Source organism: Pseudomonas sp. HN2 (assembly GCF_020736465.1).
Taxonomy (GTDB): domain Bacteria; phylum Pseudomonadota; class Gammaproteobacteria; order Pseudomonadales; family Pseudomonadaceae; genus Aquipseudomonas; species Aquipseudomonas moraviensis_A.
In genome coordinates, this window is record NZ_CP085885.1 from 3,900,009 (window position 1) to 3,924,726 (window position 24,718).

Sequence of the window (24,718 nt, forward strand, 5' to 3'; positions counted from 1 at the left end):
GCTTGAAACACCCCATTGACTAGACTGTCACTGAAATAGAGCGAATTGCGAAAAGCGAGCGCCCGACGCAGGGCGAAGAGGAGGCACCAATGAGCCTGACCATGACCATCGTGATGTTGATAGCCGGCTGGCTGGCCGTGGCGACTGCCATGTTGTGGGGCGTGTTGCGGATTTCCCGGCGGCATCATCACCCGGTGCAGACGCCGACGGTTGAGAAGACAGAAAAGCATTCCGTACGGCACGTTGCCGCGCACTGAAGATCAAGAGCCCCTCACCCTAGCCCTCTCCCGGAGGGAAAGGGAACCTACCGGGTTGTTCTTTTGAATGACGCCGACCTGAATCATCGAGCCGAACTCAGGATTTGAAGAGCCCCTCACCCCAGCCCTCTCCCTCGGGAGAGGGCTGGGGTGAGGGGCTGGTTCTCCAACACACCGCCAACATCAACGCGAAAAAAAACCGCCTGGACTCAACCAGCCCAAGCGGTTTTTTTGTTGTCAGCCATTACGCCTGCTGAGCAACCTTCTTCTGCTTCGCCCGGCGCGACATCATGTTCAACACCTCGATACCGGCCGAGAACGCCATGGCCGCATACACATAACCTTTCGGTACATGGGCGCCGAAGCCTTCGGCGATCAGCGTCATGCCGATCATGATCAGGAAGCCCAGCGCCAGCATGACCACGGTCGGGTTGTCGTTGATGAACTTGGCCAGCGGATCAGCCGCGAGCAGCATCACCAGTACCGACACCACCACCGCGATGATCATGATCGGCAAGTGTTCGGTCATGCCGACAGCGGTAATGATGCTGTCGATCGAGAACACCATATCCAGCATGAGGATCTGGCCGATGGCCGCGGCGAAGCCCAGGGTCACGGTCGACGTCGCAGTCTTTGGATCTTCCGGCGCCGGGTCCATGCTGTGATGGATCTCGGTCGTGGCTTTCCACACCAGGAACAGGCCACCGGCGATGAGGATCATGTCCTTCCAGGAGAACGCATGGCCGAGGATTTCGATCACCGGCTCGGTCAACTGAACGATGAAGGCGATGGTGCTCAACAGTGCCAGACGCAGGATCAGGGCCATGCCGATACCGATACGGCGCGCCTTTTGCCGGTGCTGCTCGGGCAATTTGTTGGTGAGGATCGAGATAAAGATCAGGTTATCGATGCCGAGCACGATTTCCATCACCACCAATGTGGCCAAAGCAACCCAGGCGGTCGGGCTGGCGGCGAGTTCTAACAGATATTCCATGGGTCAGTCCTGACTCTGTGTAAGACGGTTCAGATGGTCTCGGAGGAAGATTCGGATTCTTCCGTTTGTTTTTCCGGCGTTTCTTTTTTCTGGATCAAGCCACCAGTGGCATCGCTGAGCGCTTGCTCGGCGGCCTTGTGGGTGTCGTCGATCGCTTGCTTGGCGGTCTCGGCCGCAGCGCCCATCAATTGCTGCGCGCTTTTTTCCGCCTGATCACAACCGGCCAGAACCAGTAAAGACGCAAACATCAATGCGGGAAATGTATATTTCATAAGGTTTCCTTCGAATGAACAGACAGGCGCACACACCGGCCGTCGATGGCTGGGCATTCTAGGGAGATGAACAGTTCAGGAAAATTCGTATTTTTAGCGGCTATACTTCGGTTTTCACGAAGTGGCGATCGATATGCTCAATTACCGACAACTGCATTACTTCTGGGTCGTGGCTAAAACCGGCAGCATTGTCCGCGCCTGCGAGCAGCTCAATCTGACGCCGCAGACCATCAGCGGGCAGATTTCCCTGCTCGAACAAACCTATAACGTGGAACTGTTTCGTCGCGTTGGCCGGCAGCTGGAGCTCACCGAAGCCGGGCGCCAGGCCCTGCCCTACGCCGAGCAGATGTTTCAGTTGGGCGGCGAGCTGGAGCTGATGCTGCGCGCGCAACCCAACGAGCAGCAGATCCTGTTCCGTGTTGGCGTCGCCGATGTGGTGCCAAAATCCATTGTCTATCGCCTGATCGCACCGACCATGGAGCTGAGCGAGCCGCTGCGCATCACCTGTCGCGAGGACAAACTCGAACGCCTGCTCGCGGATCTGGCCATTCAACGTCTGGATCTGGTGATTTCCGACAGCCCGATGCCCTCGCATCTGGACATCAAGGGCTACAGCCAGAAGCTCGGTGAATGCGGCATCAGTTTTTTCGCCACCGCCGAACTCGCCGCACAGTATGGCCAGGATTTCCCGCGCAGCCTGCACGGCGCGCCGCTGTTGATTCCCGGGGCCGAAACCGTGGTGCGCAGCCGCTTGCAGCGCTGGTTCGCCGAACAGCAGATCCAGCCGCAGATAGTCGGCGAGTTCGATGACAGTGCTTTGATGCAGGCCTTCGGCCAATCCGGCAGCGGGATCTTTATCGGCCCGAGCGTGATTGCCGAGGAAGTGAAGCGTCAGTACGGCGTCGAACTGATCGGCCAGACCGATGCGGTGAGCGAGTCGTTCTACGCCATTTCGGTGGAGCGCAAGGTCAAGCACCCTGGCATCGTTGCGATTACCGAGGGTGCCCGACGCGAGCTGTTTACCGGGTTATGAAGCGCAGGCTTCACGCGGCTTCAGCGTCATCAGCACCATGGCGAGGAACACCGACAGCAGGATGAAGCCGGCAGCGGCAAAGCCGAGAAAGCCCAGACCAGCACTGTCGATCACCCGACCGCCGACCATCGCGCCCAGGCCGATACCGAGATTGGCCCCGGCGATGTTCAGCGATGCGGCAAACGCAGGCGCTTGCGGCGCGGCTTTCATCAGGCGCACATGGCTGACCAGGAACAGCGCCGCCTGGGTTACGCCCCAGATGCCCATCGCCACTGCCAGGCCGACGGGCGAATGAATGTTCGGCACCAGCGAGACCATGCCAGCGATCATGAACGCGCAGAACAACACCGACGCTCCCAGCGGATGCCGATCCACCGCACGTCCACCGAGCGAGTTACCAATCAGCCCGACCGCGCCAAAGGCCATCAGGCACCAGCCGACTACGGTGCCGTTGAACCCGGCAAGGCGCTCGAGGATGTCGGCGAGGTAGGTGTAGGCGGTAAACATGCCGCTGAACACCAGAATCGACAACACGATATGGCCGATCATCAACGGACTGCGCAGGATCTTGAATTGCGAACGGAAGCTGACCTGATGCTGGTGCAGACTGGTTTTCGGCAGGTAGACAAACAGCAGCAAGGCTTTGGCAAACGCGATCAGCGCGAGAATGCCGAATGCGCTGCGCCAGCCGAACGCGTCGGAAATCAGCGTGCCGACCGGAATGCCGAACACCGTGGCGCAGACAATACCGAAGCCGATCTTGGCAATCGCCCGACCGGCGAAATCCGGGCCGACGATGTCCACCGCCGTCTCGCTGGCCAGCGCCCAGAACACCGGCAAGCCCAGCGCCGGAATCAAGCGCGCGATGGCCATCACCCAGATGTTCGGCGCCAAAGCTGCAACTGTGTTGGCCAGGCCGAACATGATCAGGATGCTGATGAACAGTCTGCGCCGTTCGAAACGGGCGAAATAAGCGGTCAGGAACGGGCCGAACAGCGCCACGGTAAAGGCGAACAACGTCACCAACAGCCCGGCTTGCGGGATGGTGACTTCGAGGTCTCGGGCTATCGCCGGCAGCAGGCCGACAATGACGAATTCCGTGGTCAGCACCGTGAACCCGGCGGCGGACAACAGAAGAATAGGCAACAGCATGCGCAACTCCAGCAAAACGACGACGCCAGCGATGACCCGGAGGCCCGCTGGCAGAACTAGAAAATGAGGATGGCGAATCTTAACAGACTGTGTCTGCACTGAGTTGCCCAAAACTGCCGATCTGCCCGGTTGATGCGGTGGCAGATCGTCACAGGCTGAAGGTTGGCGCCTGCGCTGTGATAAAGTCCGCGCCCTGAAAATCGTACAGCTGATCAACGTGCCGTTTGGCGGCGTTGATGTCACTTCGACAGGCGTTTCGTGACTGCCCACGACGCTTCGCACCCTATAAAAAACAGAGATGCCGTCATGACCGCTTCATCCCCTTCTCTTTTGCAACGCCTGAAAAACCTCAGTCTGGTCAGCCAGATTGTCATCGGCCTGATCGCCGGCATCGCCCTGGCTCTGTTCGCCCCGGAAGCGGCGAAGTCCACCGCGTTCATTGGCAAAGTGTTTGTCTCGGCGTTGAAAGCCGTGGCGCCGATTCTGGTGTTCGTGCTGGTGATGGCTTCGATCGCCAACCACAAGCATGGCCAGGAAACCCACATCCGGCCGATCCTGTTCCTCTACCTGCTGGGCACGTTCGCCGCGGCGGTGGTGGCCGTGGTTGTCAGCATGAGCTTCCCGTCGAGCCTGGTACTGTCCACGGACAACGTTACGGTCACCGCGCCCGGCGGCATCACCGAGGTCCTGCAAAGCCTGTTGCTGAGTGTTGTCGACAACCCGGTCAGCGCGCTGATGAATGCCAACTTCATCGGCATTCTCGCCTGGGCGATCGGCATGGGCATCGCCATTCGCCACGCCGGCGATACCACCCGCGAAGTGCTCGATGATCTGTCCAACGGCGTGACCCTGATCGTGCGCGTAGTGATTCGCTTCGCGCCGCTGGGCATCTTTGGCCTGGTGGCGTCGACGCTGGCCACTTCCGGTTTCGGCGCGCTGCTCGGCTATGCGCACCTGCTGGCCGTGCTGCTGGGCTGCATGCTGTTCGTTGCGCTGGTGATGAACCCGCTGATCGTGTTCTGGAAGCTGCGCCGCAACCCGTACCCGCTGACCCTGATGTGCCTGCGCGAAAGCGGCATCACCGCATTTTTCACCCGCAGCTCGGCGGCGAACATTCCGGTCAATCTGGAGTTGAGCAAGCGCCTGGGCCTGCACGAAGACACCTACTCGGTATCGATCCCGCTCGGCGCCACCATCAACATGGCGGGCGCGGCAATCACCATCACCGTGCTGACCCTGGCGGCCGTGCACACCCTGGGCATCACCGTGGACATCCCGACCGCGATCCTGCTCAGCGTCGTCGCAGCGATCTGCGCCTGTGGCGCTTCGGGTGTGGCCGGTGGTTCGCTGCTGCTGATTCCGCTGGCGTGCAGCCTGTTCGGCATCCCGAGCGAGATCGCCATGCAGGTCGTGGCGGTAGGCTTCATTATTGGCGTGCTGCAGGATTCGGCGGAAACCGCGCTCAACTCGTCGACCGATGTGCTGTTTACCGCAGCGGCTTGCCTCGGTGAGGAAGAGAAGGCTCAGCGTACGGCGTAATTTCTCGCGCAACGAAAAGCCCGCCTTGGTGTGAACCTTGGCGGGCTTTTTTGTGGCTGGAATCTACCCCCTCACCCCAACCCTCTCCCCCAAGGGGGCGAGGGGGAAAGGGAGCCGATCTGTGTCGTTTTCATACCTGAGTTCGGCTTGATAGCTCACGTTAGCTTATCTCGGGCAAACACCACGGTCAGTTGATCTGGCTTAATGATTCTGGACACCCCTAAAGGGCGGTAATCTACGCCCATAGACGAGGTGTGATTTGACCAGACGATATTTTTCGACAGATTTCAAACGGGATGCGGCTTGCCTGGTTTTGGATAAAGACTATTCGGTGAGTGAAGCCTGCGAAGCAATGGGCGTGGGCCCTACAGCTCTGCGTCGCTGGGTTGAGCAACTGCGTGCGGAGCGCAGCGGCAAGACGCCTGAGAAGTCCAAGGCCATGACCGTTGACCAACAACGCATCCAGGAACTGGAAGCAACAATTCGACGGATTGAGCGCGAGAAGGAAATTTTAAAAAAGGCTACAGCTCTCTTGATGTCGGATTCCCTCGATCGGTAAGGCTGGTCGAGGAGTTAAGCGAGCAATATTCAAGATCCGAGTTGTGCGTTGTATTTGGAATCAACCGCAGCAGTTATTACGAGCGTCTGAAACAGCGGGCGAAAGTAGATGACGGGCGCAATCGCCTAAAGATCAAAGCTGCTGAATTACATGAGCAAAGTCGCGGCTCAATGGGCGCGCGCAGCCTGTCAAAGGCGCTATGTAACGAAAAAGAGTCGGTGGGTCGTTACATGGCTCGTAGCCTGATGCGCGAGCTCGGGTTGAAGAGTCAGCAACGGCGCAGGCATCGTTACAAACCCAGCGGTGCGGAGGCGCAATACGCCCCCAATCATTTGGAGCGTAAATTCAATGTCGAGGTCCCCAATCGAGTGTGGTGTGGCGACGTGACTTACATTTGGGCCGGTACTTACTGGGTTTATCTGGCTGCTGTACTTGATCTGCATGCCCGGCGCATCGTCGGCTGGGCGATGTCCAGAAGTCCGGATTCAGCTCTGACCTGTCGAGCGTTAAAGATGGCTTTCGAGTCGCGAGGACGCCCTGAAAACCTAATGTTCCATTCGGATCAGGGCTGTCATTACAGCAGTAAAGTATTTCGTGAAATGCTGGCGGACATGCGCATAAAACAAAGCATGAGTCGACGAGGAAACTGCTGGGATAACGCCCCGATGGAGCGTTTCTTTGGCAGTTTGAAATCTGAATGGATACCCAAGGCTGGCTACCGAAACGAAGATGAGGCTAGTACCGATGTGTTGCGCTACCTGACCCATTATTACAATCGGATCAGGCTGCACAGTCACAACGGATATCGGACTCCGGTAGCAATGGAAGCCTTGGCAGCATGAGAAATGACCTAAACCCTATAACCGTGTCCAGTATCGTTTGACCAGAACAAGTCCCCTCTCCCTCCGGGAGAGGGTTAGGGTGAGGGGCTCTTGCAGGCTTAGAACGCGCCCATGTAGTCGCGCTTGCCCACTTCAACGCCGTTATGACGCAGCAGCGCATAAGTGGTGGTGACGTGGAAGAAGAACTGCGGCAAGCCGTAAGTCAGCAGATACGCCTGACCACTGAAGCGCTTCTCTTTCGGCGTGCCCGGACGGGTCACGATTTCGATGCCTTCCTTGCCGTCGATCTGCTCTGGCTTGATCTCGCCGATGAAGGCCAGAACCTTGGCAATCAGCGCTTGCAGCTCGGCGAAGGTGGTTTCGGTGTCGTCGTACTTCGGCAATTCGACCTCAGCCAGACGCGCCGACACGCCTTTGGCGAAATCCACAGCGATCTGCACCTGACGCACCAGCGGGAACATGTCCGGGTACAACCGCGCTTGCAGGAAGACGCTCTGGTCGATGTTTTTCGCGCTGGCGTGGGCTTCAGCCTTTTTCAGCACATCGCTCAGGGCGTTGAGCATTTGTTGAAAAACCGGGACGGATGCGGCGTACAGTGAAATGGTCATGGCAATCTCATGTGATGGCTGGGTAATACGTGGTGGCGATTATAGCCATGCTTGATGACCGCACGGCTTGCCTTTTGTTTGGCAAGGATTAGGCTAGGCGGCTTCGACTGCAGAGGGAACGCGCGATGAGCAACGAACAAGAATCCACCGCCGAACAGCCACGGCTCAATGCCACGGAAATCCGCATCCTCGGTGCGCTGATCGAAAAGCAGGCCACCAGCCCGGAAACCTATCCGCTGACCCTCAACGCGCTGGTGCTGGCCTGCAATCAGAAGACCAGCCGCGAACCGGTGATGAACCTCAATCAGGGTCAGGTTGGCCAGAGCCTGCGGGCGCTGGAAGGTCGCGGCTTCACCAGACTGGTCATGGGCAGCCGCGCCGACCGCTGGGAGCACAAGGTCGACAAGGCGCTGGAACTGGTGCCGGCACAGGTGATTCTGACGGGTTTGATGTTTCTGCGCGGTCCGCAGACCGTCAATGAACTGCTGACCCGCAGCGGGCGCATGCATGAGTTCGAAGATAGCGAACAGGTCGTGCATCAGCTTGAGCGATTGATCGCTCGTGGTCTGGCGGCATTGATTCCGCGTCAGGCCGGGCAGCGCGAGGATCGCTACACCCATGCGCTGGGCGATCCGGCGGATATCGAGGCGATATTAGCGGCGCGGCACAATCCTGGGGAGCGTTCGAGCGGTGGCATTTCGCTGGAGCGCATCGAAGAACTGGAAGCGCGGATTGCAGCGCTGGAAGAACGCCTGGCCCGTCTCGAATAACCCTGGGATCCCCGTGTAGGAGTGAGCCTGCTCGCGATAGCGGTGTGTCAGTCACAGCGGATTTGACCGACATACCGCTATCGCGAGCAGGCTCACTCCTACAAGAGACATCAGCGCATTTCAGATTTTTTATTCGCCATCCCAATAATCCACCCCATCCGCCTGCCGCGCGACAGCGACAAACCCCGAGGCATTGCCCTCGGCATCCACCGCGAAGTTATCCATCACCGCGTACTTGTTCGAATCCGGATACTCGCAAATCTCAGGCTGCTGCTGAGTGCTCACCGCCAGATAACGCAGTTCGCCCGCGCCGGTATTGATGATCTGATGGGCGTTCTCCGGCCCGCCCGCTGGGCAGGCGATCACATCACCGGCGCGGATCGAAAAACGCTCGCCTCCCAACCGCACCTCGCCCTCCCCGGCCACCACGTAGAACATTTCCTCATTGACCCGATGGCTGTGGAACGGACTGCCGCGCATGCCCGGCGGCAGCGCATACAGGCGATAACCGAGTTTCTGCGCACCCAGTTGCTGACCTATGCGCGCGATACGCTGCTGATAACGCCCGGCGGTTTCGCCTTCGGGGGCGAGGGCTTCGGGCAGGGGCTCGAGTTCGACCTCGTTGAGGTTGAGGATGGGCGGATGCATGGGTGGCCTCGGTTACGGTTTTTGTGTGGGCACATCTGTGCGTGCTGGCGAGAATTATAGAGAGTGATCCAGAACCGCAGCGCGGCCTTCGCGAGCAGGCTCGCTCCCACATTCAATCGCATTCCAGCGCAACCTGTAGGAGTGAGCCTGCTCGCGATGAGGCCAGACCAGCCCACTACAAAAATCACTCAGCTACGGGCAAATTCCACCGCCGCCGCAAACTGCGCCTCATTCGGCCGCACCCCGGTGTACAGCACGAACTGCTCCAGCGCCTGGATCGCAATCACTTCCAGCCCGGTGATCACCCGCTTGCCTTCGGCCCGCGCCCGCACGATCAGCGGCGTTTCCGAAGGGATCGCCACTACATCGAACACGGTCTCGGCCGCCTGGATCATTTCAGGCTCGAACGCCAGTTGCCCCGCCTCCGGCCCGCCGTCCATGCCCACCGGCGTGACGTTGATCAGCATCTGCGGGCGCTCGTCACCCAACTCGGCCTGCCAGCGATAACCCAGCGAATCTGCCAAAGCACGTCCGGCCCGCTCGTTGCGGGCGACGATCAAACCGTTCCTGTAGCCGCCATCGCGCAGGGCGCTGGCCACCGCTTTGGCCATGCCGCCGCTGCCACGCAGGGCGAAGGTCGAATCTTTCGGCACCGCGTGGCTTTCCAGCAACTGCGCGACGGCGATGTAATCGGTGTTATAGGCCTTGAGGTGGCCGTTGGTGTTGACGATGGTATTGATCGACTGGATCGCCGCTGCCGAGGCATCCAGCTCATCGACCAGGGCAATGCAGGCTTCCTTGAACGGCATCGACACGCCGCAGCCACGAATACCCAGTGCCCGGATGCCACCGACTGCGCCGGTCAGGTCCTGGCTGCTGAATGCCTTGTAGTAGAAATTCAGGCCCAACTGCTCATACAAATGGTTGTGAAAACGCAGACCGAAATTCCCCGGCCGCCCGGACAGGGACATGCACAATTGGGTGTCTTTGTTCGGGTTCATCTGCATGAAACTTCTCCTTCAAACGCACTTTCGGATGGACGGGATTGGCCAGCCCACCGGGTTCTGAATCATCATTGCGGCTTGTTCGAGGCGCCGCGCTGCCGAGTAAAAAAGCCGCTACAGACCTTACACAAAATTTACCCAGCGGCTGTGCTGAATTTCGCAAATTTGCTGTCTTAGCTGTATCCCCGCGACAACTGTGGGCCTGGTTCAGGCCCAGCCGCCGGGTCGAAGAACCGAGGACTTATCATGATTCGTAAACTTCCCATCATGGCTTTGTTGATTGGCGCACTCGCCGTCACCGGTCAGGCTGAAGCGGGTGGTGGCCATGGCTGGCAGGGCCCTGCAGTGTTTGGCGCGATCGTCGGCTCGGCCATCATCGGCTCGGCACTGATCAACCAGGATCGGCCGGTGTACGTGCAGCAACAGCCGGTTTATGTTCAGCCGCAACCGGTCTACGTGCAGCAACCGCCGCCACCGGTCTACTACCAACCGGCACCGGTGTATGTGCAGCAACCGGTTTACGTGCAGCCGGCCCCTGTTTACTACGGCCCGCCTCGCGGTTATTACGGTCGGCCCCATGGCTACTATGGCGGCCCGCATGGTTACTACGGCGGTCCACGCTGGTAAGCGCAACACAGAGCCCCGCTTTCGAGCGGGGCTTTTTTATGACCGCTGGTCGGCGAAGGTCCGAAAAAATCTCGCCGAGGTCGTTGTGAGGACAGTTCGAGCAGCTAAAGTCGGCATGATGGAATCGACCGTAGGCAGTTCTTTCATCAAACGGTCACCGTTTTGTCATGGCGGAACCGCAATCTGAATCCGTCCGTAAACAACAGATCGATAACAACAAGGACGACTGTATGCCCACACAAAATCCGCACCGCATCGTCGGTTTGTGCACCTCGAGCAAGGTCTACAGCGCGCTCACCGAGCTCAAGCATCTGGAAGGCCATCGGTGCGCCAAGTTGCTGTCCCTGCTCGCCGAAAACCTTGTGCACAAGGGCCTGCTCAATGAACGTGAAGTCATGCACATGCTCGATCAGGTGGTCGAATGACGCCGTACCTCACTGGCATCAATGACCACTATCGAAAGCGTTGATTGTCCGTCGCGCCGGCAAATCCCTAAGGTAGCCCCATCAGTTTGATGGAGGTTTTCCCATGGCTCAGGTTCAAATCATGTCGGTGATCGGCAGCGCAGTTCCCGCTTCGCTGCGCGCGTCGGGCTTGCTCGCCTGCTGGTATCTGGTGCGCGATGGCGAGCCAATCAGCGGCCCGCTCACCTCTTTGCCGGCGGCGCAGGCCTTGTCGCAACAGGTCACCAGCACCGCGTTGCATGCCTAAGGCAGTTGCACTTTGGGCTTGGTCTCGACGAACAGCGCCCAGCTCGACAGGAATAGCGCGGCGATCAGCGGGCCGATCACGAAGCCGTTGAGGCCGAACACCGCAAGCCCGCCAAGGGTGGAAACCAGAATCAGGTAGTCGGGCATTTTCGTGTCCTTGCCCACCAGAATCGGGCGCAGCACGTTGTCGACCAGGCCGATCACGAAGACGCCGAACAAGCCCAGCACCACGCCCTGCCAGATCATGCCGCTGAGCAGGAAGTACACCGCCACCGGCGCCCAGACAATCCCCGCGCCCACCGCAGGCAACAGCGAGAGAAACGCCATCAGCACCGCCCAGAGCAACGCGCTGGGAATGTCGAGAAACCAGAAAATCAGCCCGCCCAGCGCACCCTGGGTCACGGCCACGACCACGTTGCCCTTGACTGTCGCACGCACCACGCGGTTGAACTTCAGTTGCAGGCGACGCTTGTGGTTTTCCTCCAGCGGCACCGCCGTGCGCATCTTGCGCGCCAGCTCGGGGCCGTCACGCAGAAAGAAAAACAGCAGATACAGCATGATGAAAAAGCTCACCACGAATTCAAAGGTGCCCTGGCCGAAACTGAACGCCTGGGTCGCCAGCACCTGACTGCCCTGCATCGCCGTCTTGACGATTTTCTCCCGCAGGCTGTCGAGTTCGCCCATGCCAAAGCGATCGAGCAAATGCTGAAAGTACGGCGGCAGGCTGTGCTTGAACTGCGCCAGATACGCGGCGATGTCCAGCTCACCGCTTTCGATGTTCTTGTAGACCGTCGCCCCTTCCTGCACCAGCAAAATGCTGACGATGATCACTGGCAGAATCGCGATCACCAGACACAGGCTCAACGTGCACAGCGAGGTCACGTTGCGTGGCCAGCCGAATTTCAGCTGCACCTTGCGCTGCACCGGCGCAAACAGAATGCCGAGGATGACAGCCCAGAACACCGCGCCGTAAAACGGCAGCAGAATCCAGATAAAAGCTACCGTGACCAGCACCAGCAGCACTGTCAGGGATTTGAATTGCAGACTCTTTTCGTTCATATCCGGTCCATGTCAGTCAGGCGTCACGCACGCCCGCCCCACTTAGTCAGCCGCCGCGCGCGCGAGTGCCATGTTTATTCATGGAGCATAGATCCAGATCAATAAACCCTCGCGACAGCTGCCCTACCCTGCGTGGCTTTTGCGACCGACCCCCAAATGCCGACTCTCATCGCTCCCGAGCTGCTTGCCCCCGCTGGCACCCTGAAAAACATGCGTTACGCCTTCGCCTACGGCGCCGATGCTTGGCCGAGGTGAAGGTGGAGAATCGGTTTGTCATCGGCGATCATCTGGAATTGATGACGCCCAAGGGCAATTTTCATTTTGATCTGCATGAGTTGCGCAGTGTCAGCGGGGCAGCGATAGAGGTGGCGCCGGGGGATGGGCATACGGTGTATGTTCCGGTACCGGATGGAGCGGACTTGCGCTTTGGGTTGTTGATGCGGGATTTGGTCCCGGTTTAATTCCGAGGCACGCCTGCCGAAGGCTGCGATCTTTTGATTGTGATCGCTCCCACCCTCCAGCGTGGGAGCGAGCCTGCTCGCGAAGCGGCCGACACATTCAACGAAAAATCCAGGCTTCAGCGCATATCATCCGACAACGGCGTCGGCTCATCCGCCGGCGGCACATCCTCGTCATCCGGCGGATCCTTCCAGTCATCCGGCCGGTCGCCATCGCTCAGTGGATCGCGCCCCGGATGCATGCCCGGCGGTGCGTCGTGATCGCTCAGGGTCGGCTCGTCGGTGCCGGATACGGGGCGGGTCTGGTCGGTGGGCGCCATGCCACCGGGAACAAGCGAGTCATCAGCCATGCTGCACCTCACAATACTGGCCCGGATTATCCGGGGCGTATAAGTTGGAAGCGCGGCCATCGACGGCGTGCGATAGATCAGACCAGCGGCATCAATCCTGGGCAATAAAGCGATCACGACTGTTGGTCAAGTGCAGCCACATGGCGGCACGGGCGGCGTCGGCGTCCTGACGCTTGATCGCATTCAGAATCGCCTCGTGCTCCAGATTCGCCAAATGCCCGAGCTTGCTCAGATCCGCCGCGCCGCGTTCGGCGGCATTCAGACGATTGCGCGGGATCATCGCGCTGCCCAGGTGCTGCATGATCTCGCTGAAGCAGGCGTTGCCGGTGGCCTCGGCGATCAACAGATGAAAACGCCGATCGGCCTCCACGCAACTGTCGTTGTTGGCCAGCAGCCGCTGATAGTCATCCAGCGCCTGACGCATCTGCAGCAACTGCTGCTCACTGCGTCGCTGCGCCGCCAGCGCTGCGGCTTGCGTTTCAAGGCCCATGCGCAATTCGAGAATGCTGCGCACACCCAGCGCCGTGTCGACATTCAGGCGCAGGCCCTGCTCCGCTGCGCGCTCGATCACGAAGGTACCGATGCCGTGGCGCGTCTCGACCAGCCCCGAGGCCTGCAACTTGGAGATCGCCTCGCGCACTACCGTGCGGCTGACGCCGTGCTCCTGGACGATGGAATTCTCCGACGGCAGTTTGTCACCGGGCGACATCTGTCCGAGCAGGATGCTCTGGGTGAGTTTTTCCACCAGGTCATGAGCGAGGTTGTGCGTGCGTTTGCGCGCAGGCGCGTCGAGGTCTTCTTGCATGGTCGGTTCCGGTGATCGGGGCTTGCCGATCGTAGCACCGCGGGATGACGGTTGAGATGGATTCTAGCGCTGTATGCCACGACTACTTGTATGACAACATCAGAGACGTCGAAATTCGCTGTGTTGATCCTACGGTGTTACCGATATGCCTGAAGCAAGCAAGCCACTACGCACATCTCGCTATAACCCCCGAAAATATTGGGCTTAACCCGATTTTTTCATAAGAAACTCTATGTTCAGACGAATTTAATAACCCCTCCCCACTTGTAGGACAAAAAAACACAGTTGTATGATGTCTATCAACAACGCAACACCAGTCCTACCCGCATAAAAATAATCAGTGGGAGAAAAAACAAGTGAAAACCTCCGTCTCGCGGATGCAGGAAAGCGTTGATCCAACGCTCGCCTCGGCCATCTCGAAAGTCAAACGCCACGTCCTGCCGCTCTTCGTGATCATGTTTATCGTCAATTACATTGACCGGGTGAACATCGGTTTCGTCCGCACCCACATGGAAACCGATCTGGGCATTGGTGCTGCCGCCTACGGCTTCGGCGCCGGCCTGTTCTTCATCGGCTACGCGCTGTTCGAAGTGCCGTCCAACATGCTCCTGCAAAAAGTCGGCGCGCGCATCTGGCTGACCCGCATCATGTTCACCTGGGGCATCGTCGCGGCCTGCATGGCCTTCATCCAGAACGAAACCCACTTCTATATCCTGCGTTTCCTGCTCGGTGTCGCCGAGGCCGGGTTCTTTCCCGGGGTGATTTATTACTTCACCCGTTGGCTGCCAGGCGTCGAGCGCGGCAAGGCGATCGCGATCTTCCTCAGCGGCTCGGCGGTGGCCTCGCTGATCTCCGGTCCGCTGTCCGGTCTGCTTCTGCAGATCAACGGGCTGGGCATGCACGGCTGGCAGTGGATGTACTTCATCGAGGGGATGTTCTCGGTGTGCCTGTGCGTCTTCGTCTGGTTCTGGCTGGATGCCAAACCCCACGATGCGAAATGGCTGAGCCGCGCCGAACAGGATGCGCTGGTCAGCGCCATCGACGACGAGCAAAAGGCCCGCGAAGCCGCGACGCCGATCAGGCCCTCGCTGGGCAAACTGCTCAAGGACCGGCAGATCATTCTGTTCTGCCTGATCTACTTCTTCATTCAGTTGACCATTTATGCGGCGACCTTCTGGCTGCCAAGCATCATCAAGAAGATGGGCGAACTCAGCGACGTTCAGGTCGGCCTGTTCAACTCGATTCCATGGTTGCTGTCGATTGTCGGCATGTACGCCTTTGCCTCGCTGTCGGCGAAGTGGAAACACCAGCAAGCGTGGGTGGCTACGGCGCTGCTGATCGCCGCAGCTGGGATGTTCATGTCCACCACTGGCGGGCCGATCTTTGCCTTCGTCGCGATCTGCTTTGCGGCGCTGGGCTTCAAATCCGCCTCGTCGCTGTTCTGGCCGATTCCCCAGGCCTACCTGGACGCACGCATCGCGGCGGCGGTGATCGCACTGATCAACTCGGTGGGCAACCTCGGCGGTTTCGTCGCCCCGACCACCTTCGGCCTGCTGGAACAACACACCGGCTCGATTCAGGGCGGCCTCTATGGTCTGGCCGCGACCTCGATCATCGCCGCAATCATCGTCTTCGCTGCGCGCACCACGCCGAAACCCGCTGCTGAAAAAGCGCTGGCCGACGCCGCGCCGAAACACGCCTGACTCCGTCTCGACAAGGAAAACAACAATGACTGTTCATGACACCGCCAAAGCTCCGATCATCACCGAGATGCAGGTCATTCCGGTGGCCGGTCACGACGGCATGCTGCTCAATCTGAGCGGCGCCCACGGGCCGTTTTTCACCCGCAACATCGTCATCCTCAAGGACAACGCCGGCTATACCGGCGTCGGCGAAGTGCCCGGTGGCGAGCGCATTCGCCAGACCCTGGAGGACGCGCGCAACCTGGTGGTCGGCAGCCCCATCGGCACGTACCAGAAGATCCTCAACCAGGTGCGCCAGACCTTCGCCGACCGCGATGCCGGCGGCCGTGGTCTGCAGACGTTCGACCTGCGCATCACCATTCACGCGGTCACCGGCCTGGAAGCCGCCCTCCTCGACCTGCTCGGCCAACATCTGGATGTGCCGGTGGCGGCGCTGCTCGGCGAAGGTCAGCAACGCGATGAAGTGAAGATGCTCGGTTATCTGTTCTACGTCGGCGATCAGCACGAAACCGATCTGGCCTATCGCAGCGAACCGGACGCGGACAACGACTGGTTCCGTGTGCGTCACGAAAAAGCCATGAGCGCCGAAGCGGTGGTGCGTCTGGCCGAGGCGGCGCACGCCAGGTACGGTTTCAAGGATTTCAAACTCAAGGGCGGTGTGCTCAGTGGCGATGCCGAGATCGAAGCGGTGACGGCACTGGCCGAGCGCTTCCCCGATGCGCGGATTACCCTCGACCCGAACGGCGCCTGGTCGCTGAAAGAAGCGATTCGTCTGTGCCGCGATCAGCATCACGTACTCGCCTACGCCGAAGACCCGTGCGGTGCGGAAAACGGTTATTCCGGTCGCGAAGTCATGGCCGAATTCCGCCGCGCCACCGGGCTGAAAACCGCGACCAACATGATCGCCACCGACTGGCGCGAAATGGGTCATGCGATTCAGTTGCAGTCGGTGGACATTCCGCTGGCCGACCCACACTTCTGGACCATGCAGGGTTCGGTGCGCGTCGCGCAGATGTGCCACGAGTGGGGCCTGACCTGGGGCTCGCATTCCAACAACCACTTCGATATTTCCCTGGCGATGTTCACTCACGTCGCCGCCGCTGCACCGGGCGACATCACCGCCATCGACACTCACTGGATCTGGCAGGACGGCCAGCGCCTGACCAAGGCACCGCTGCAGATTGTCGATGGTCTCGTGCAGGTGCCGAAAAAACCGGGGCTGGGTGTGGAACTGGACATCGATCAAGTGGCCAAGGCCCACGAACTGTACAAAGGCATGGGCCTCGGCGCGCGGGATGACAGCGTCGCGATGCAGTTTCTGATTCCGGGGTGGAAATTCGATAACAAGCGGCCGTGTCTGGTGCGGTAAACCTGATCTCCCATCCACCACGGTCCCTGTAGGAGTGAGCCTGCTCGCGATAGCGGTGTGTCAGTCAAAATTGATATCAACTGACACACCGCTATCGCGAGCAGGCTCACTCCTACAAGGGATTTGCATTAACCAGAGATTTGCAGCAACCACGCCTTGAACGCTTTCATCGCCGCTGTCTCGGGTCGCGACTGCAACCGCGTCAGCCAATAACTGCCGGTGGTGATCTCGATCGCAAACGGCTGGCAGATCGCATCCGCCGCCAGTTGCCGGGCGAACATCAGCGGAGGTGCCAACGCCACCCCGCCGCCCTGCAATGCCGCCTCCATCATGGCCAGCGACGAATCGAACACGATGCTTTGCGGTGGCGCGGCCTGGGTCGCCAGACCCGCCGCGTGAAACCATTCCGGCCATTCATCGGTGCGGTAGGAACGCAGCAAGGTCTGCTGCAACAGGTCCGCCGGCGAATGCAATTGACGGGCAATCTCCGGCACACACAGCACCGACAACGGCGCATCGAGCAAGCGTGTTGCCTCGATGCCATGCCACGCGCCGGCGCCGAAACGAATCGCGTAATCCAGCCCCTCCGCCGCAACATCCACCCGGTTGTTATGAGTCGAGAGGCGTAAGTCGATCAGCGGATATTTCGCCCGAAAGTCCGCCAGCCTCGGCAGCAGCCAGCCCACGGCAAACGTGCCCACCGCGCCGACCGTCAGCATGTCGCGATACTGGCCACCGGCCAAGCGCTCGAGCATCTGCGCAATATGATCGAATGAGGTAGTGAGCACCGGCAGCAAGGTCTCGCCTTCACTGGTCAGCATCAGTCCACGGGGCAGGCGTTTGAACAGGGTCAGATTGAGTTGCGCTTCCAGGCTTTTGACTTGATGGCTTACGGCAGCTTGCGTCACGCAGAGCTCGACGGCAGCGCGGGTGAAACTCAAGTGGCGTGCCGAGGCTTCAAACGCGCGCAGAGCGTTGAGCGGCAGTTGTGGTCGAATCATGCGCTGTCCAGAATTTTTCTAATGGCTCGTCCGAGTTTTCATCGTTTGTCGAGGGCCGGCGATGTGCCTAAATTAACCGCGCTGATCAGCCGCCCGATGAAAAATCACCCGCAGTGTAGCGGTATACAACAATCGACACTCATGGAGAGTGACTCACTCATGCGTTCCTTCAAACCGAGCAAGGCCTTTTCCTACAGCGCTTTCGCCCTGTTCTTCGGCAGCGTTGCCTGCCATGCCGCCACGCCGAGCGATGCGCAATTGCAGGCACTGGTCGCCCAAGCCGTGACCCCGGTGATGCAGCAAAACAACATCCCGGGGCTGACCGTGGCGATCACCCTGAATGGCCAAGCGCATTACTTTAACTACGGCATTGCCGACAAGGATGTAGGGCAAAAGGTCACTGAAAACACTCTGTTCGAAGTCGGCTCGGTGAGTAAAACCTTCACCGCCACCCTCGCCGGCTACGCCCAGGCCACAGGCAAACTCGACCTGTCGAGCAAGGCCAGCCAGCTCTGGCCTGAGCTCAAGGGCAGTGCCTTCGACAATGTCAGCGTGCTGCAACTGGGCACCTACAGTGCTGGCGGTCTGCCGTTGCAATTTCCTGCTGAGGCGGATTCTTCCGACAAGATGCTCGGCTATTACCAACAGTGGAAACCGCAGTTTCCCGCCGGCAGCCATCGCCTGTATTCCAACCCGAGTCTCGGCCTGTTCGGCTACCTGACGGCGAAAAGCCTCGGCCAGCCGTTCGACCAAGCAATGACGCAAACCCTGCTGCCGAAACTCGGTTTGCAGCACACCTTCCTCAGCGTGCCGTCAGCGCAGTCAAAGCTTTACGCCCAAGGCTACGACAGCGCCGACCAACCAGTGCGCGTCAGCCCCGGCGCCCTTGACGCCGAGGCCTACGGCATCAAAACCAGCGCCGCCGACCTGCTGCGCTATGTCCAGGCACAGCTGAAACCGGCCAGCCTCGCGCCTGATCTGCACAAAGCCATCGTCAATACACACCTCGGTTATTACCGCGTCGGCGACATGACCCAAGGCCTCGGCTGGGAGCGCTACGCCTACCCGATCACTTTGGAAAAACTGCAAAACGGCAACTCGATCCCCATGGCCATGGAACCGCACAAAGTCGAGTGGCTGACCCCGCCGCAAGCTGAACCGGCCAACGTGCTGTTCAACAAGACCGGTTCGACGCGGGGCTTTGGCGCGTACGTGGCGTTCGTGCCGTCGCGGGATATGGGTATCGTGATTCTGGCCAACAAGAATTACCCGAATGCCGAACGGGTGAAGATTGCGCATACGGTTTTCGCGGCGCTGGCGGATTAAGAGCAAAAGATCGTCCGATCGCGGCCCGAGCCTTCGGCAGCTCCTACGGGGTCGGGTTTTCACACGGTCGATGGAGCTGTCGCAGGCTGCGATCTTTTCGTTTCAGCGCTTAAAGCTGCGCCTGCAACTTCCAGCCGATGACATCCATCAGGTCGCAACTGTCACGCAGCACAGTCGCCGAGACCCGGGCCAGATCCTGCAGCAACAAGGCGTCGTGGCCCTTGCCGTCACCCAGCGCCAGGGTTTCCAGCAATTGCGTTACGCAGCGCAAGCGATACGCTGCAGTGCCGTGTAGAACATCCAGTGGAGCTTCGCTGTCGATCAGCAGACAGGGGATCTTGCAGTCAATCCCGGTGATGGGTATGTAGCGCGCCATGTAGAACCTCCCTGTTCAATGTTGAGTCGCCGTTGTGGGTGAATCGAGATTGTCCAGCGCGCGGTCGACCAACAGTTCACCGAGCACGGCCAATTGCTGGATCGACAATGTCAGGCTGCGCTGCGCACCGCTCAATTCGCAGGCCAGATCAGTGGTCAACACGTTCAGTGAGGCCAGGGTTTCGCAGGCGTGACTCAAGAGTGTTGCTGTGTCGATGTCGGGGAGAATGGTGAAGACGTGGCTGATGGGATCGGGGTTGCCGGGATGGCGGAGACGCGGGTTATTGGAGTCGAAGGAGCTTGAATCCATAAGGGATTCTGGGGGATTTGGAGTGTGTTTTTTCATGTGTTTATTACCGTTGTGGATTGTAGGAAACACTACCTGTCTCACTTCCACATGAGGGTGGCAGCAGTACGCAGGTGTGGAAGACCAGGCCAATCCACCAAGACCCGGCGCACTCGAAAGTGCTCCTGCGCACAGCCGCCAAAACGCGGCGATGTTGACATAAAACCCGTCGACATGCGCTTTTGAGACATTGATGGATGTAACCGAACAACCAGACTTCCACATCCGACCACTGTTTTTCTCAGCGGCCAAAAGAGGTTATCCCTCTGCGCCACAACGCACCAGTTCACCCCGGCCGCCGCGTCTTGCAGGAAAAATCCACCGGGTTTGAAGGGTGTTAGTGTCGGACATTTCGGCGGGCACATGCTGCAACGAGTTTTGATTAGCGGATGAATTCGTTGTATCTACACTCCACATTTTCCTGCAATCCGAGTACCGCTCAAAAGGCGCATCCATGGAAATCCAAAGCTTCAAACTCTCGAACGTCGGACATTTTGGCGATCTGGATATCGAGTTTGCACCGACCCGGACACATTCATCGAATATCACGGTACTGGTGGGCAACAACGGCACGGGCAAAACCACTGTGCTGAAATCCGTTAACACCTGCCTGACCTGGTTGATCGCGCGAATCCGTTCCGATAAAGGCAAGGGCAGACAGCTTGCCGACGAAGAAATCAGGAACGACGCCCCGGCAGCCGTCGTTTCGATTGGCCTCGCGGACCGTTCTCACCCACGGGCTGCTGTCTGCAATGCCGATGACGAAAACCATCTGTTCGTATGGGGCAGCGCTCGCACTCGAGGAGAACCTGCGGTCTCTGACCGTGGCTTTCTGAGAGACGTCAGAGAGCTTGCCGATCACTACCGTACGCGCCTCACAGCCGATGCCAGCGCCTCACTCCCGCTGATCGCCTACTACCCAGCCGAACGGTGTGTGAACGATATCTCGCTGAAACCCAGCGGCAGACAGGCCTTCGATCAGCTCGATGCCTACGACAGCAGTTTTAGCGATGGCGCCGATTTTCGCGGCTTTTTCGCATGGTTTCGTGAGCGCGAGGACAGCGAAAACGAGGATGGGTTATCTGCTTCGGCACTGGCAGCAATCTCGGAAAGATTCGGTACCGACAGCGACGTCTGGAAAGAACTTGCCACAATAAAGACCTCGGCGCGCGACAGCCAGTTGACTGCTGTTCGCTCGGCTATCGCGGCATTCATGCCGGAGTTTACGAATCTGCGCGTGCAGCGCCGAGCGCGCCTGTTTATGGCCATCGACCGGCAGGGCACATCGCTGGATGTGAGCCGGCTCTCCCAAGGCGAAAAATCGATGATCGCGCTGGCAGGCGATATCGGCCGACGTCTGGCACTGCTTAATCCATCACTGGCTGATCCGTTGCAAGGCGACGGCATCGTGCTGATCGACGATGTCGACTTGCACCTCGATCAACGCAGGCAACTCGGTCTGATCGAGCAATTGAGCGCAACCTTTCCCAACTGCCAATTCGTATTGACCACCCGCTCGCCTATGATCATTGAGCGTGCAAAAGGTGCATTGGTGTACATGCTTGATGACAAGTGATATGCCGACCTGCACATTTTTTTTGCAGGCAGCGCCGGTCAAACTGTAGGAGTGAGCCTGCTCGCGATCGCGGTTTGTCAGGCAACATATTCGCAGGCTGATTCGCCGCCATCGCGAGCAGGCTCACTCCTACAAGGGATTTGTGACTGCCTCGGGTTTGTGTTCTGACAAAAAAATGTGGGAGCTGGTTTGCCAGCTCCCACAGGGATTTTGCTTCATTCAGTCAACGCGCGATCAATCATCCGGCATCTGCGGCGGCTTGCTCGGTTTCGCCGGTTTGCTCGGTTTGGCGCCCTTCGCGCCTTTGGCCGGTTCCGGCTCGGTGGCGGCGGGTGTTTGCGCAGCGGCGGCAGCAGCGGCGGCTTCTTTTTCGGCCATGGGCATGGCGTCGATGGTTTCGAAGATTTTCGCCAGGCTCAACGCCTTGGCTTCGTCACCTGAGGCGGAGAGCTTGGTCTCGCCGTCCTTGCCCACCAGGAACACTTTCGGATACGCCCCGGCCCCCAGCTTCAGCGAACGCAGCAGCGCCATGGTGTCCTGCTGGCCCATGTCCTTGCCATCGAGTTGGCCGGACATGCTGAGGATGGTGTAGACCTTGATGTTGCGGTCGGTGACGCCCTTTTTGTTGGCGGGGTCTTCCAGCGACTTTTTCAGGCTCAGCCATACCGGGTCGACGGTGCTTTGCGCAATCACGATCAGCGGGCGGGCGCGGCCCACGTCCCCGGCCAGGGGTGAATCGCTGTCGGCGGCGAACAAGGGGCCGGCGATCGCCAGCAAGAATGTCAGGGTCAGGGACCTGATGAGCATGCGCATCTCCTTTTGATATCCACGCACTACTGATTGCGCATCGTAGCGATTGTTCCGGCGGCGTCTGGCAAAAAGGCATTGCCCTGTCAGAAGCTTAGGTCAGGGCGCGCTTTGCGCAACATGGCAGACGTGATCACGCTGTCGATTTGCTTACCGGCCAACGGCGCACTACGGTGGCTGCTCTGCCAATGAAATGGAGTTCACCCGCATGCACATCGACTATCTGTGCAATCACCCCGAATTTATCGAAGAACTGGCCACACTCAACTTCAAGGAATGGGGTGATTTCGCGCCTGGCGACAGCCTGGAGGCCCGCATCGAGTTGATGCGCTCTGCGTGTGGCAAGGGCGAGATCCCCAGCGTGGTGGTGGCTTTGGAAGGCGCGGAGCTGCTCGGCGGTGCCTTGCTGATCGACAGCGATCTTGACCTGCGGCCGGAATTGACGCCGTGGCTGGCCGGGGTCTACGTCAAAGCCGGACACCGCGGCAAAGGCGTGGCTTCACAACTGGTCAATCGAGTGGTTGAAGAAGCAGCGGCGCTGGGCGTACCTGAGCTATATCTCTACACCGACACTTCGCAGTCGCTGTATGCGCGACTGGGCTGGCAGGTAGTCGAGGAACTGGTTTACGAAGAACTGCCGGTAACGGTGATGAAGTTCGTCATCCAACGCTGACCCCTGTGGCGAGGGAGCTTGCTCCCTCGCCACAGTTCTGTAGGGCGCTCAGCAGGATCAGAACGCCAACTTATACCCAATCAACACCAGCATCGTAGCCAGGCACGGGCGCAGGACTTCGTCGGAGATGCGGCCGGTCAGGTGGCTGCCGAGCCAGATGCCTGGCAGCGAGCCCACCAGCAAGAAACCCAGCACACCCCAATCCATATTGCCCATGCTCGCGTGGCCGAGGCCGGCGACGAGGGTCAGGGGCACGGCGTGGGCGATTTCCGTGCCGACCAGGCGGCGGGTTGGCAGCAACGGGTAGAGGATGAAGAGCGCGACGGTGCCCAGTGCGCCGGCGCCGATCGAGGTCAGGGCAACCATGGTGCCGAGGATCAGCCCGGTGATCACGGTCATCACGTTGAGCCGCGAACCGCTAGGGTTGTAGTTGCCACCCGCGCGTTTGTGGGCGAATTCGAGCAAGCGTTTCTTGAAAAAGATTGCCAGCGCCGTGGCAAAGAGGACGAAGCCCAGCGCCTGTTTGATGATGGCGTTCATCGCTTCCGGCGCGGTGTGCAGAGTGCTGAGGAACCACAGGGTCATGGCCACAGCGGGCACACTGCCCAGGGTCAGCCAGCCGGTGATGGCCCAATCGATGTTGTTGTTTTTCCTGTGAACGAGGACGCCGCTGGATTTGGTGATCGCCGCATACAACAGGTCGGTGCCCACCGCGGTTGCCGGGTTGATGCCGAACCACAGGAGAATCGGCGTCATCAACGAACCGCCGCCGACACCGGTCATGCCGACGATAAACCCCACCACCAGCCCGGCAATCACCAGGCCGAAATTTGCCAATTCCATTCAAACGTCCAGAAAACGACAGGAAAAATCTGGCCCGCAGCATAGCGATTTTTCATATAACCACATATATCGATGCGGTCTATGGTTATGCCATATCGAATTTACCCGGGATTAAAATTGTAGGAGTGAGCCTGCTCGCGATAGCGGAGTGCCTGTCGACTCATCAAAATCTGAAAGACGGCTATCGCGAGCAGGCTCACTCCTACAGAGATCTCTGCACTAGCCGAAACCGTGGGGCTCACTGCACCGGCAGGAAATTCAGAAACAACAGACTCTGCGCGTAATTCAAACCAATCCTGCGATAGCGCTCATCGAGCATCTGCGTGAGCAGGTCCAGGCGCGCGACGATTTTGCTGAATTCGGTGGCGAAGCTGAGGTTGCTGCCCTCCTCCGAAATTTCATTGGAGAACAGCAATGGCTGGCCTTCCTTGTTCTGCCGTTGCGAGAGGATCCACATGGCTTTTTCGATATTACGTGCAGCGTTGTGGACGAAGGTCGGGTTGATCGCGTCGGTCATGTAGAACTCGGTGCGATTGCCGTGGGCGGTGACCAGCATGCTGCCGATCGCATAGATGAACGCGCCGACGCGGTCGCCGAGGAATTCCGGGCTCATCGCATAGCTCAGCGCCGCCAGATCCTTGCGCCCGCCGAGCACGGGCAGCGGCTGCTGTTGCTCAACGGCGAGGCGCACCTGTTTCACGGCGGTGTTGATGTTGAGGAAGCCGGACTTGCGCAGTTCTTCCGGGTTGCGCAGGTAGAGCTTGCCCATCAATCGGTAGAGGCTGTCGAGGTTGTCGCGCATCGCCAGGGTGGCCATACGGTCGACGCTGGTCTGCAGGAATTCCTGCGGCTGCCCTTCACGCATCTGGTTGAAGAACCCGTTGCCGTTCTGGTGGCTGCAGCCGCTGAGCAACAGCGAGACCAGGCAGGCCAGCAGCAGGCACGGGCGGCGGTGAGCGACGGTGATCAGGGCAAAAACACTCGGCATGAAATCTCGGGACAGGCACATTCC

The 24,718-nt window shown here is 59.4% G+C and carries 28 protein-coding genes and 1 pseudogene; 14 read left to right on the plus strand and 15 right to left on the minus strand.

The window, feature by feature from the left end; genetic code table 11:
• Window positions 1–89: 89 nt before the first annotated feature.
• Complete coding sequence (locus tag LIS66_RS17030; protein ID WP_165839200.1) at window positions 90–257, plus strand: hypothetical protein; 168 nt, start codon at window positions 90–92, stop codon at window positions 255–257.
• A gap of 244 nt (window positions 258–501) precedes the next feature.
• Here the strand turns inward: LIS66_RS17030 and LIS66_RS17035 are convergent, their stop codons facing one another.
• On the minus strand, window positions 502–1,251 hold the full coding sequence (locus LIS66_RS17035) for a TerC family protein (RefSeq protein WP_042609161.1): 750 nt from the start codon (window positions 1,249–1,251) through the stop codon (window positions 502–504).
• 29 nt (window positions 1,252–1,280) lie between these two features.
• Window positions 1,281–1,523, minus strand: a complete 243-nt coding sequence (locus LIS66_RS17040) for a hypothetical protein (protein WP_227972637.1) — start codon at window positions 1,521–1,523, stop codon at window positions 1,281–1,283.
• A gap of 133 nt (window positions 1,524–1,656) precedes the next feature.
• Between LIS66_RS17040 and nhaR the strand changes: the two genes are divergently transcribed.
• Complete coding sequence (gene nhaR / locus LIS66_RS17045; RefSeq protein ID WP_042609159.1) at window positions 1,657–2,556, plus strand: transcriptional activator NhaR; 900 nt, start codon at window positions 1,657–1,659, stop codon at window positions 2,554–2,556.
• Here nhaR and LIS66_RS17050 read toward each other — a convergent pair.
• The gene (locus LIS66_RS17050; RefSeq protein WP_042609158.1) at window positions 2,551–3,708 is read right to left on the minus strand and encodes an MFS transporter; all 1,158 of its coding nucleotides are present in this window, start codon (window positions 3,706–3,708) and stop codon (window positions 2,551–2,553) included. The genes nhaR and LIS66_RS17050 overlap by 6 nt on opposite strands.
• Window positions 3,709–4,014: 306 nt before the next feature.
• On the opposite strand from LIS66_RS17050, the gene sstT reads away from it, so the two are divergent.
• Both sstT and LIS66_RS17060 read left to right on the plus strand, forming a co-directional pair.
• The gene (gene sstT / locus LIS66_RS17055; RefSeq protein WP_042609157.1) at window positions 4,015–5,247 is read left to right on the plus strand and encodes a serine/threonine transporter SstT; all 1,233 of its coding nucleotides are present in this window, start codon (window positions 4,015–4,017) and stop codon (window positions 5,245–5,247) included.
• A gap of 259 nt (window positions 5,248–5,506) precedes the next feature.
• Window positions 5,507–6,648 (plus strand): IS3 family transposase gene (locus tag LIS66_RS17060; RefSeq protein ID WP_371919907.1). Its coding sequence is split into 2 segments (ribosomal slippage): window positions 5,507–5,768 and window positions 5,768–6,648, totalling 1,143 coding nucleotides; the frame shifts between segments, so codons are not numbered across the junction.
• Window positions 6,649–6,746: 98 nt separating this feature from the next.
• Here LIS66_RS17060 and LIS66_RS17065 read toward each other — a convergent pair.
• Window positions 6,747–7,256: a DUF1993 domain-containing protein gene (locus LIS66_RS17065; RefSeq protein WP_016775348.1), complete on the minus strand. Its 510-nt coding sequence runs from the start codon at window positions 7,254–7,256 to the stop codon at window positions 6,747–6,749.
• A 125-nt stretch (window positions 7,257–7,381) separates the two neighbouring features.
• Between LIS66_RS17065 and LIS66_RS17070 the strand changes: the two genes are divergently transcribed.
• Window positions 7,382–8,026 carry a YceH family protein gene (locus LIS66_RS17070; protein WP_227972638.1) on the plus strand — a complete coding sequence of 215 codons (645 nt, stop codon included), beginning with the start codon at window positions 7,382–7,384 and terminating at the stop codon, window positions 8,024–8,026.
• Window positions 8,027–8,155: 129 nt separating this feature from the next.
• Here the strand turns inward: LIS66_RS17070 and LIS66_RS17075 are convergent, their stop codons facing one another.
• Entirely contained in the window at window positions 8,156–8,674 is a 519-nt protein-coding gene (locus LIS66_RS17075) for a cupin domain-containing protein (protein WP_227972639.1), read from the minus strand.
• Window positions 8,675–8,862: 188 nt separating this feature from the next.
• Window positions 8,863–9,681 (minus strand): shikimate 5-dehydrogenase, encoded by an 819-nt coding sequence (locus LIS66_RS17080; protein WP_227972640.1) that lies wholly within the window; start codon window positions 9,679–9,681, stop codon window positions 8,863–8,865.
• A 243-nt stretch (window positions 9,682–9,924) separates the two neighbouring features.
• Between LIS66_RS17080 and LIS66_RS17085 the strand changes: the two genes are divergently transcribed.
• From LIS66_RS17085 to LIS66_RS17095, 3 genes are all read left to right on the plus strand, one after another.
• A complete protein-coding gene (locus tag LIS66_RS17085; RefSeq protein ID WP_024013471.1) occupies window positions 9,925–10,305 on the plus strand; it encodes a hypothetical protein in 381 nt (126 codons plus the stop codon).
• Between the two features lie 230 nt (window positions 10,306–10,535).
• A complete protein-coding gene (locus LIS66_RS17090) occupies window positions 10,536–10,730 on the plus strand; it encodes a hypothetical protein (RefSeq protein WP_016770691.1) in 195 nt (64 codons plus the stop codon).
• Window positions 10,731–10,833: 103 nt separating this feature from the next.
• Entirely contained in the window at window positions 10,834–11,016 is a 183-nt protein-coding gene (locus LIS66_RS17095) for a hypothetical protein (protein WP_042609153.1), read from the plus strand.
• On the opposite strand, the gene LIS66_RS17100 is transcribed toward LIS66_RS17095, so the two are convergent.
• A complete protein-coding gene (locus LIS66_RS17100; RefSeq protein WP_039763392.1) occupies window positions 11,013–12,074 on the minus strand; it encodes an AI-2E family transporter in 1,062 nt (353 codons plus the stop codon). The two genes, LIS66_RS17095 and LIS66_RS17100, sit on opposite strands and share 4 nt — an antisense overlap.
• 230 nt (window positions 12,075–12,304) lie before the next feature.
• On the opposite strand from LIS66_RS17100, the pseudogene LIS66_RS17110 reads away from it, so the two are divergent.
• Window positions 12,305–12,535, plus strand: a pseudogene (locus LIS66_RS17110) (U32 family peptidase C-terminal domain-containing protein); the annotation flags it as partial.
• 116 nt (window positions 12,536–12,651) lie between these two features.
• Here LIS66_RS17110 and LIS66_RS17115 read toward each other — a convergent pair.
• A complete protein-coding gene (locus LIS66_RS17115; protein WP_064363677.1) occupies window positions 12,652–12,882 on the minus strand; it encodes a hypothetical protein in 231 nt (76 codons plus the stop codon).
• A gap of 91 nt (window positions 12,883–12,973) precedes the next feature.
• Entirely contained in the window at window positions 12,974–13,687 is a 714-nt protein-coding gene (locus tag LIS66_RS17120; RefSeq protein WP_042609150.1) for a FadR/GntR family transcriptional regulator, read from the minus strand.
• 356 nt (window positions 13,688–14,043) lie between these two features.
• Between LIS66_RS17120 and LIS66_RS17125 the strand changes: the two genes are divergently transcribed.
• Both LIS66_RS17125 and gudD read left to right on the plus strand, forming a co-directional pair.
• A complete protein-coding gene (locus tag LIS66_RS17125) occupies window positions 14,044–15,390 on the plus strand; it encodes an MFS transporter (RefSeq protein ID WP_227972642.1) in 1,347 nt (448 codons plus the stop codon).
• A 25-nt stretch (window positions 15,391–15,415) separates the two neighbouring features.
• Window positions 15,416–16,759 carry a glucarate dehydratase gene (gudD, locus tag LIS66_RS17130; RefSeq protein WP_227972643.1) on the plus strand — a complete coding sequence of 448 codons (1,344 nt, stop codon included), beginning with the start codon at window positions 15,416–15,418 and terminating at the stop codon, window positions 16,757–16,759.
• A gap of 128 nt (window positions 16,760–16,887) precedes the next feature.
• Here gudD and LIS66_RS17135 read toward each other — a convergent pair whose 3' ends face one another.
• Complete coding sequence (locus LIS66_RS17135) at window positions 16,888–17,760, minus strand: LysR family transcriptional regulator (protein ID WP_064363680.1); 873 nt, start codon at window positions 17,758–17,760, stop codon at window positions 16,888–16,890.
• 159 nt (window positions 17,761–17,919) lie between these two features.
• On the opposite strand from LIS66_RS17135, the gene ampC reads away from it, so the two are divergent.
• Entirely contained in the window at window positions 17,920–19,086 is a 1,167-nt protein-coding gene (ampC, locus tag LIS66_RS17140) for a class C beta-lactamase (protein WP_227972644.1), read from the plus strand.
• A 109-nt stretch (window positions 19,087–19,195) separates the two neighbouring features.
• On the opposite strand, the gene LIS66_RS17145 is transcribed toward ampC, so the two are convergent.
• Both LIS66_RS17145 and LIS66_RS17150 read right to left on the minus strand, forming a co-directional pair.
• Complete coding sequence (locus tag LIS66_RS17145; RefSeq protein ID WP_083352415.1) at window positions 19,196–19,462, minus strand: hypothetical protein; 267 nt, start codon at window positions 19,460–19,462, stop codon at window positions 19,196–19,198.
• Between the two features lie 15 nt (window positions 19,463–19,477).
• The gene (locus tag LIS66_RS17150) at window positions 19,478–19,771 is read right to left on the minus strand and encodes a DUF6124 family protein (protein WP_416220736.1); all 294 of its coding nucleotides are present in this window, start codon (window positions 19,769–19,771) and stop codon (window positions 19,478–19,480) included.
• A gap of 490 nt (window positions 19,772–20,261) precedes the next feature.
• Between LIS66_RS17150 and LIS66_RS17155 the strand changes: the two genes are divergently transcribed.
• Complete coding sequence (locus LIS66_RS17155) at window positions 20,262–21,383, plus strand: AAA family ATPase (RefSeq protein WP_227972645.1); 1,122 nt, start codon at window positions 20,262–20,264, stop codon at window positions 21,381–21,383.
• A gap of 234 nt (window positions 21,384–21,617) precedes the next feature.
• Here the strand turns inward: LIS66_RS17155 and LIS66_RS17160 are convergent, their stop codons facing one another.
• Window positions 21,618–22,190, minus strand: a complete 573-nt coding sequence (locus LIS66_RS17160; protein ID WP_042609143.1) for a DUF4174 domain-containing protein — start codon at window positions 22,188–22,190, stop codon at window positions 21,618–21,620.
• Between the two features lie 208 nt (window positions 22,191–22,398).
• On the opposite strand from LIS66_RS17160, the gene LIS66_RS17165 reads away from it, so the two are divergent.
• Window positions 22,399–22,863: a GNAT family N-acetyltransferase gene (locus LIS66_RS17165; protein ID WP_227972646.1), complete on the plus strand. Its 465-nt coding sequence runs from the start codon at window positions 22,399–22,401 to the stop codon at window positions 22,861–22,863.
• A gap of 57 nt (window positions 22,864–22,920) precedes the next feature.
• Here the strand turns inward: LIS66_RS17165 and LIS66_RS17170 are convergent, their stop codons facing one another.
• Complete coding sequence (locus LIS66_RS17170; RefSeq protein WP_123419196.1) at window positions 22,921–23,706, minus strand: sulfite exporter TauE/SafE family protein; 786 nt, start codon at window positions 23,704–23,706, stop codon at window positions 22,921–22,923.
• Between the two features lie 238 nt (window positions 23,707–23,944).
• Window positions 23,945–24,694, minus strand: a complete 750-nt coding sequence (locus LIS66_RS17175) for a hypothetical protein (RefSeq protein WP_227972647.1) — start codon at window positions 24,692–24,694, stop codon at window positions 23,945–23,947.
• Window positions 24,695–24,718 lie beyond the last annotated feature (24 nt).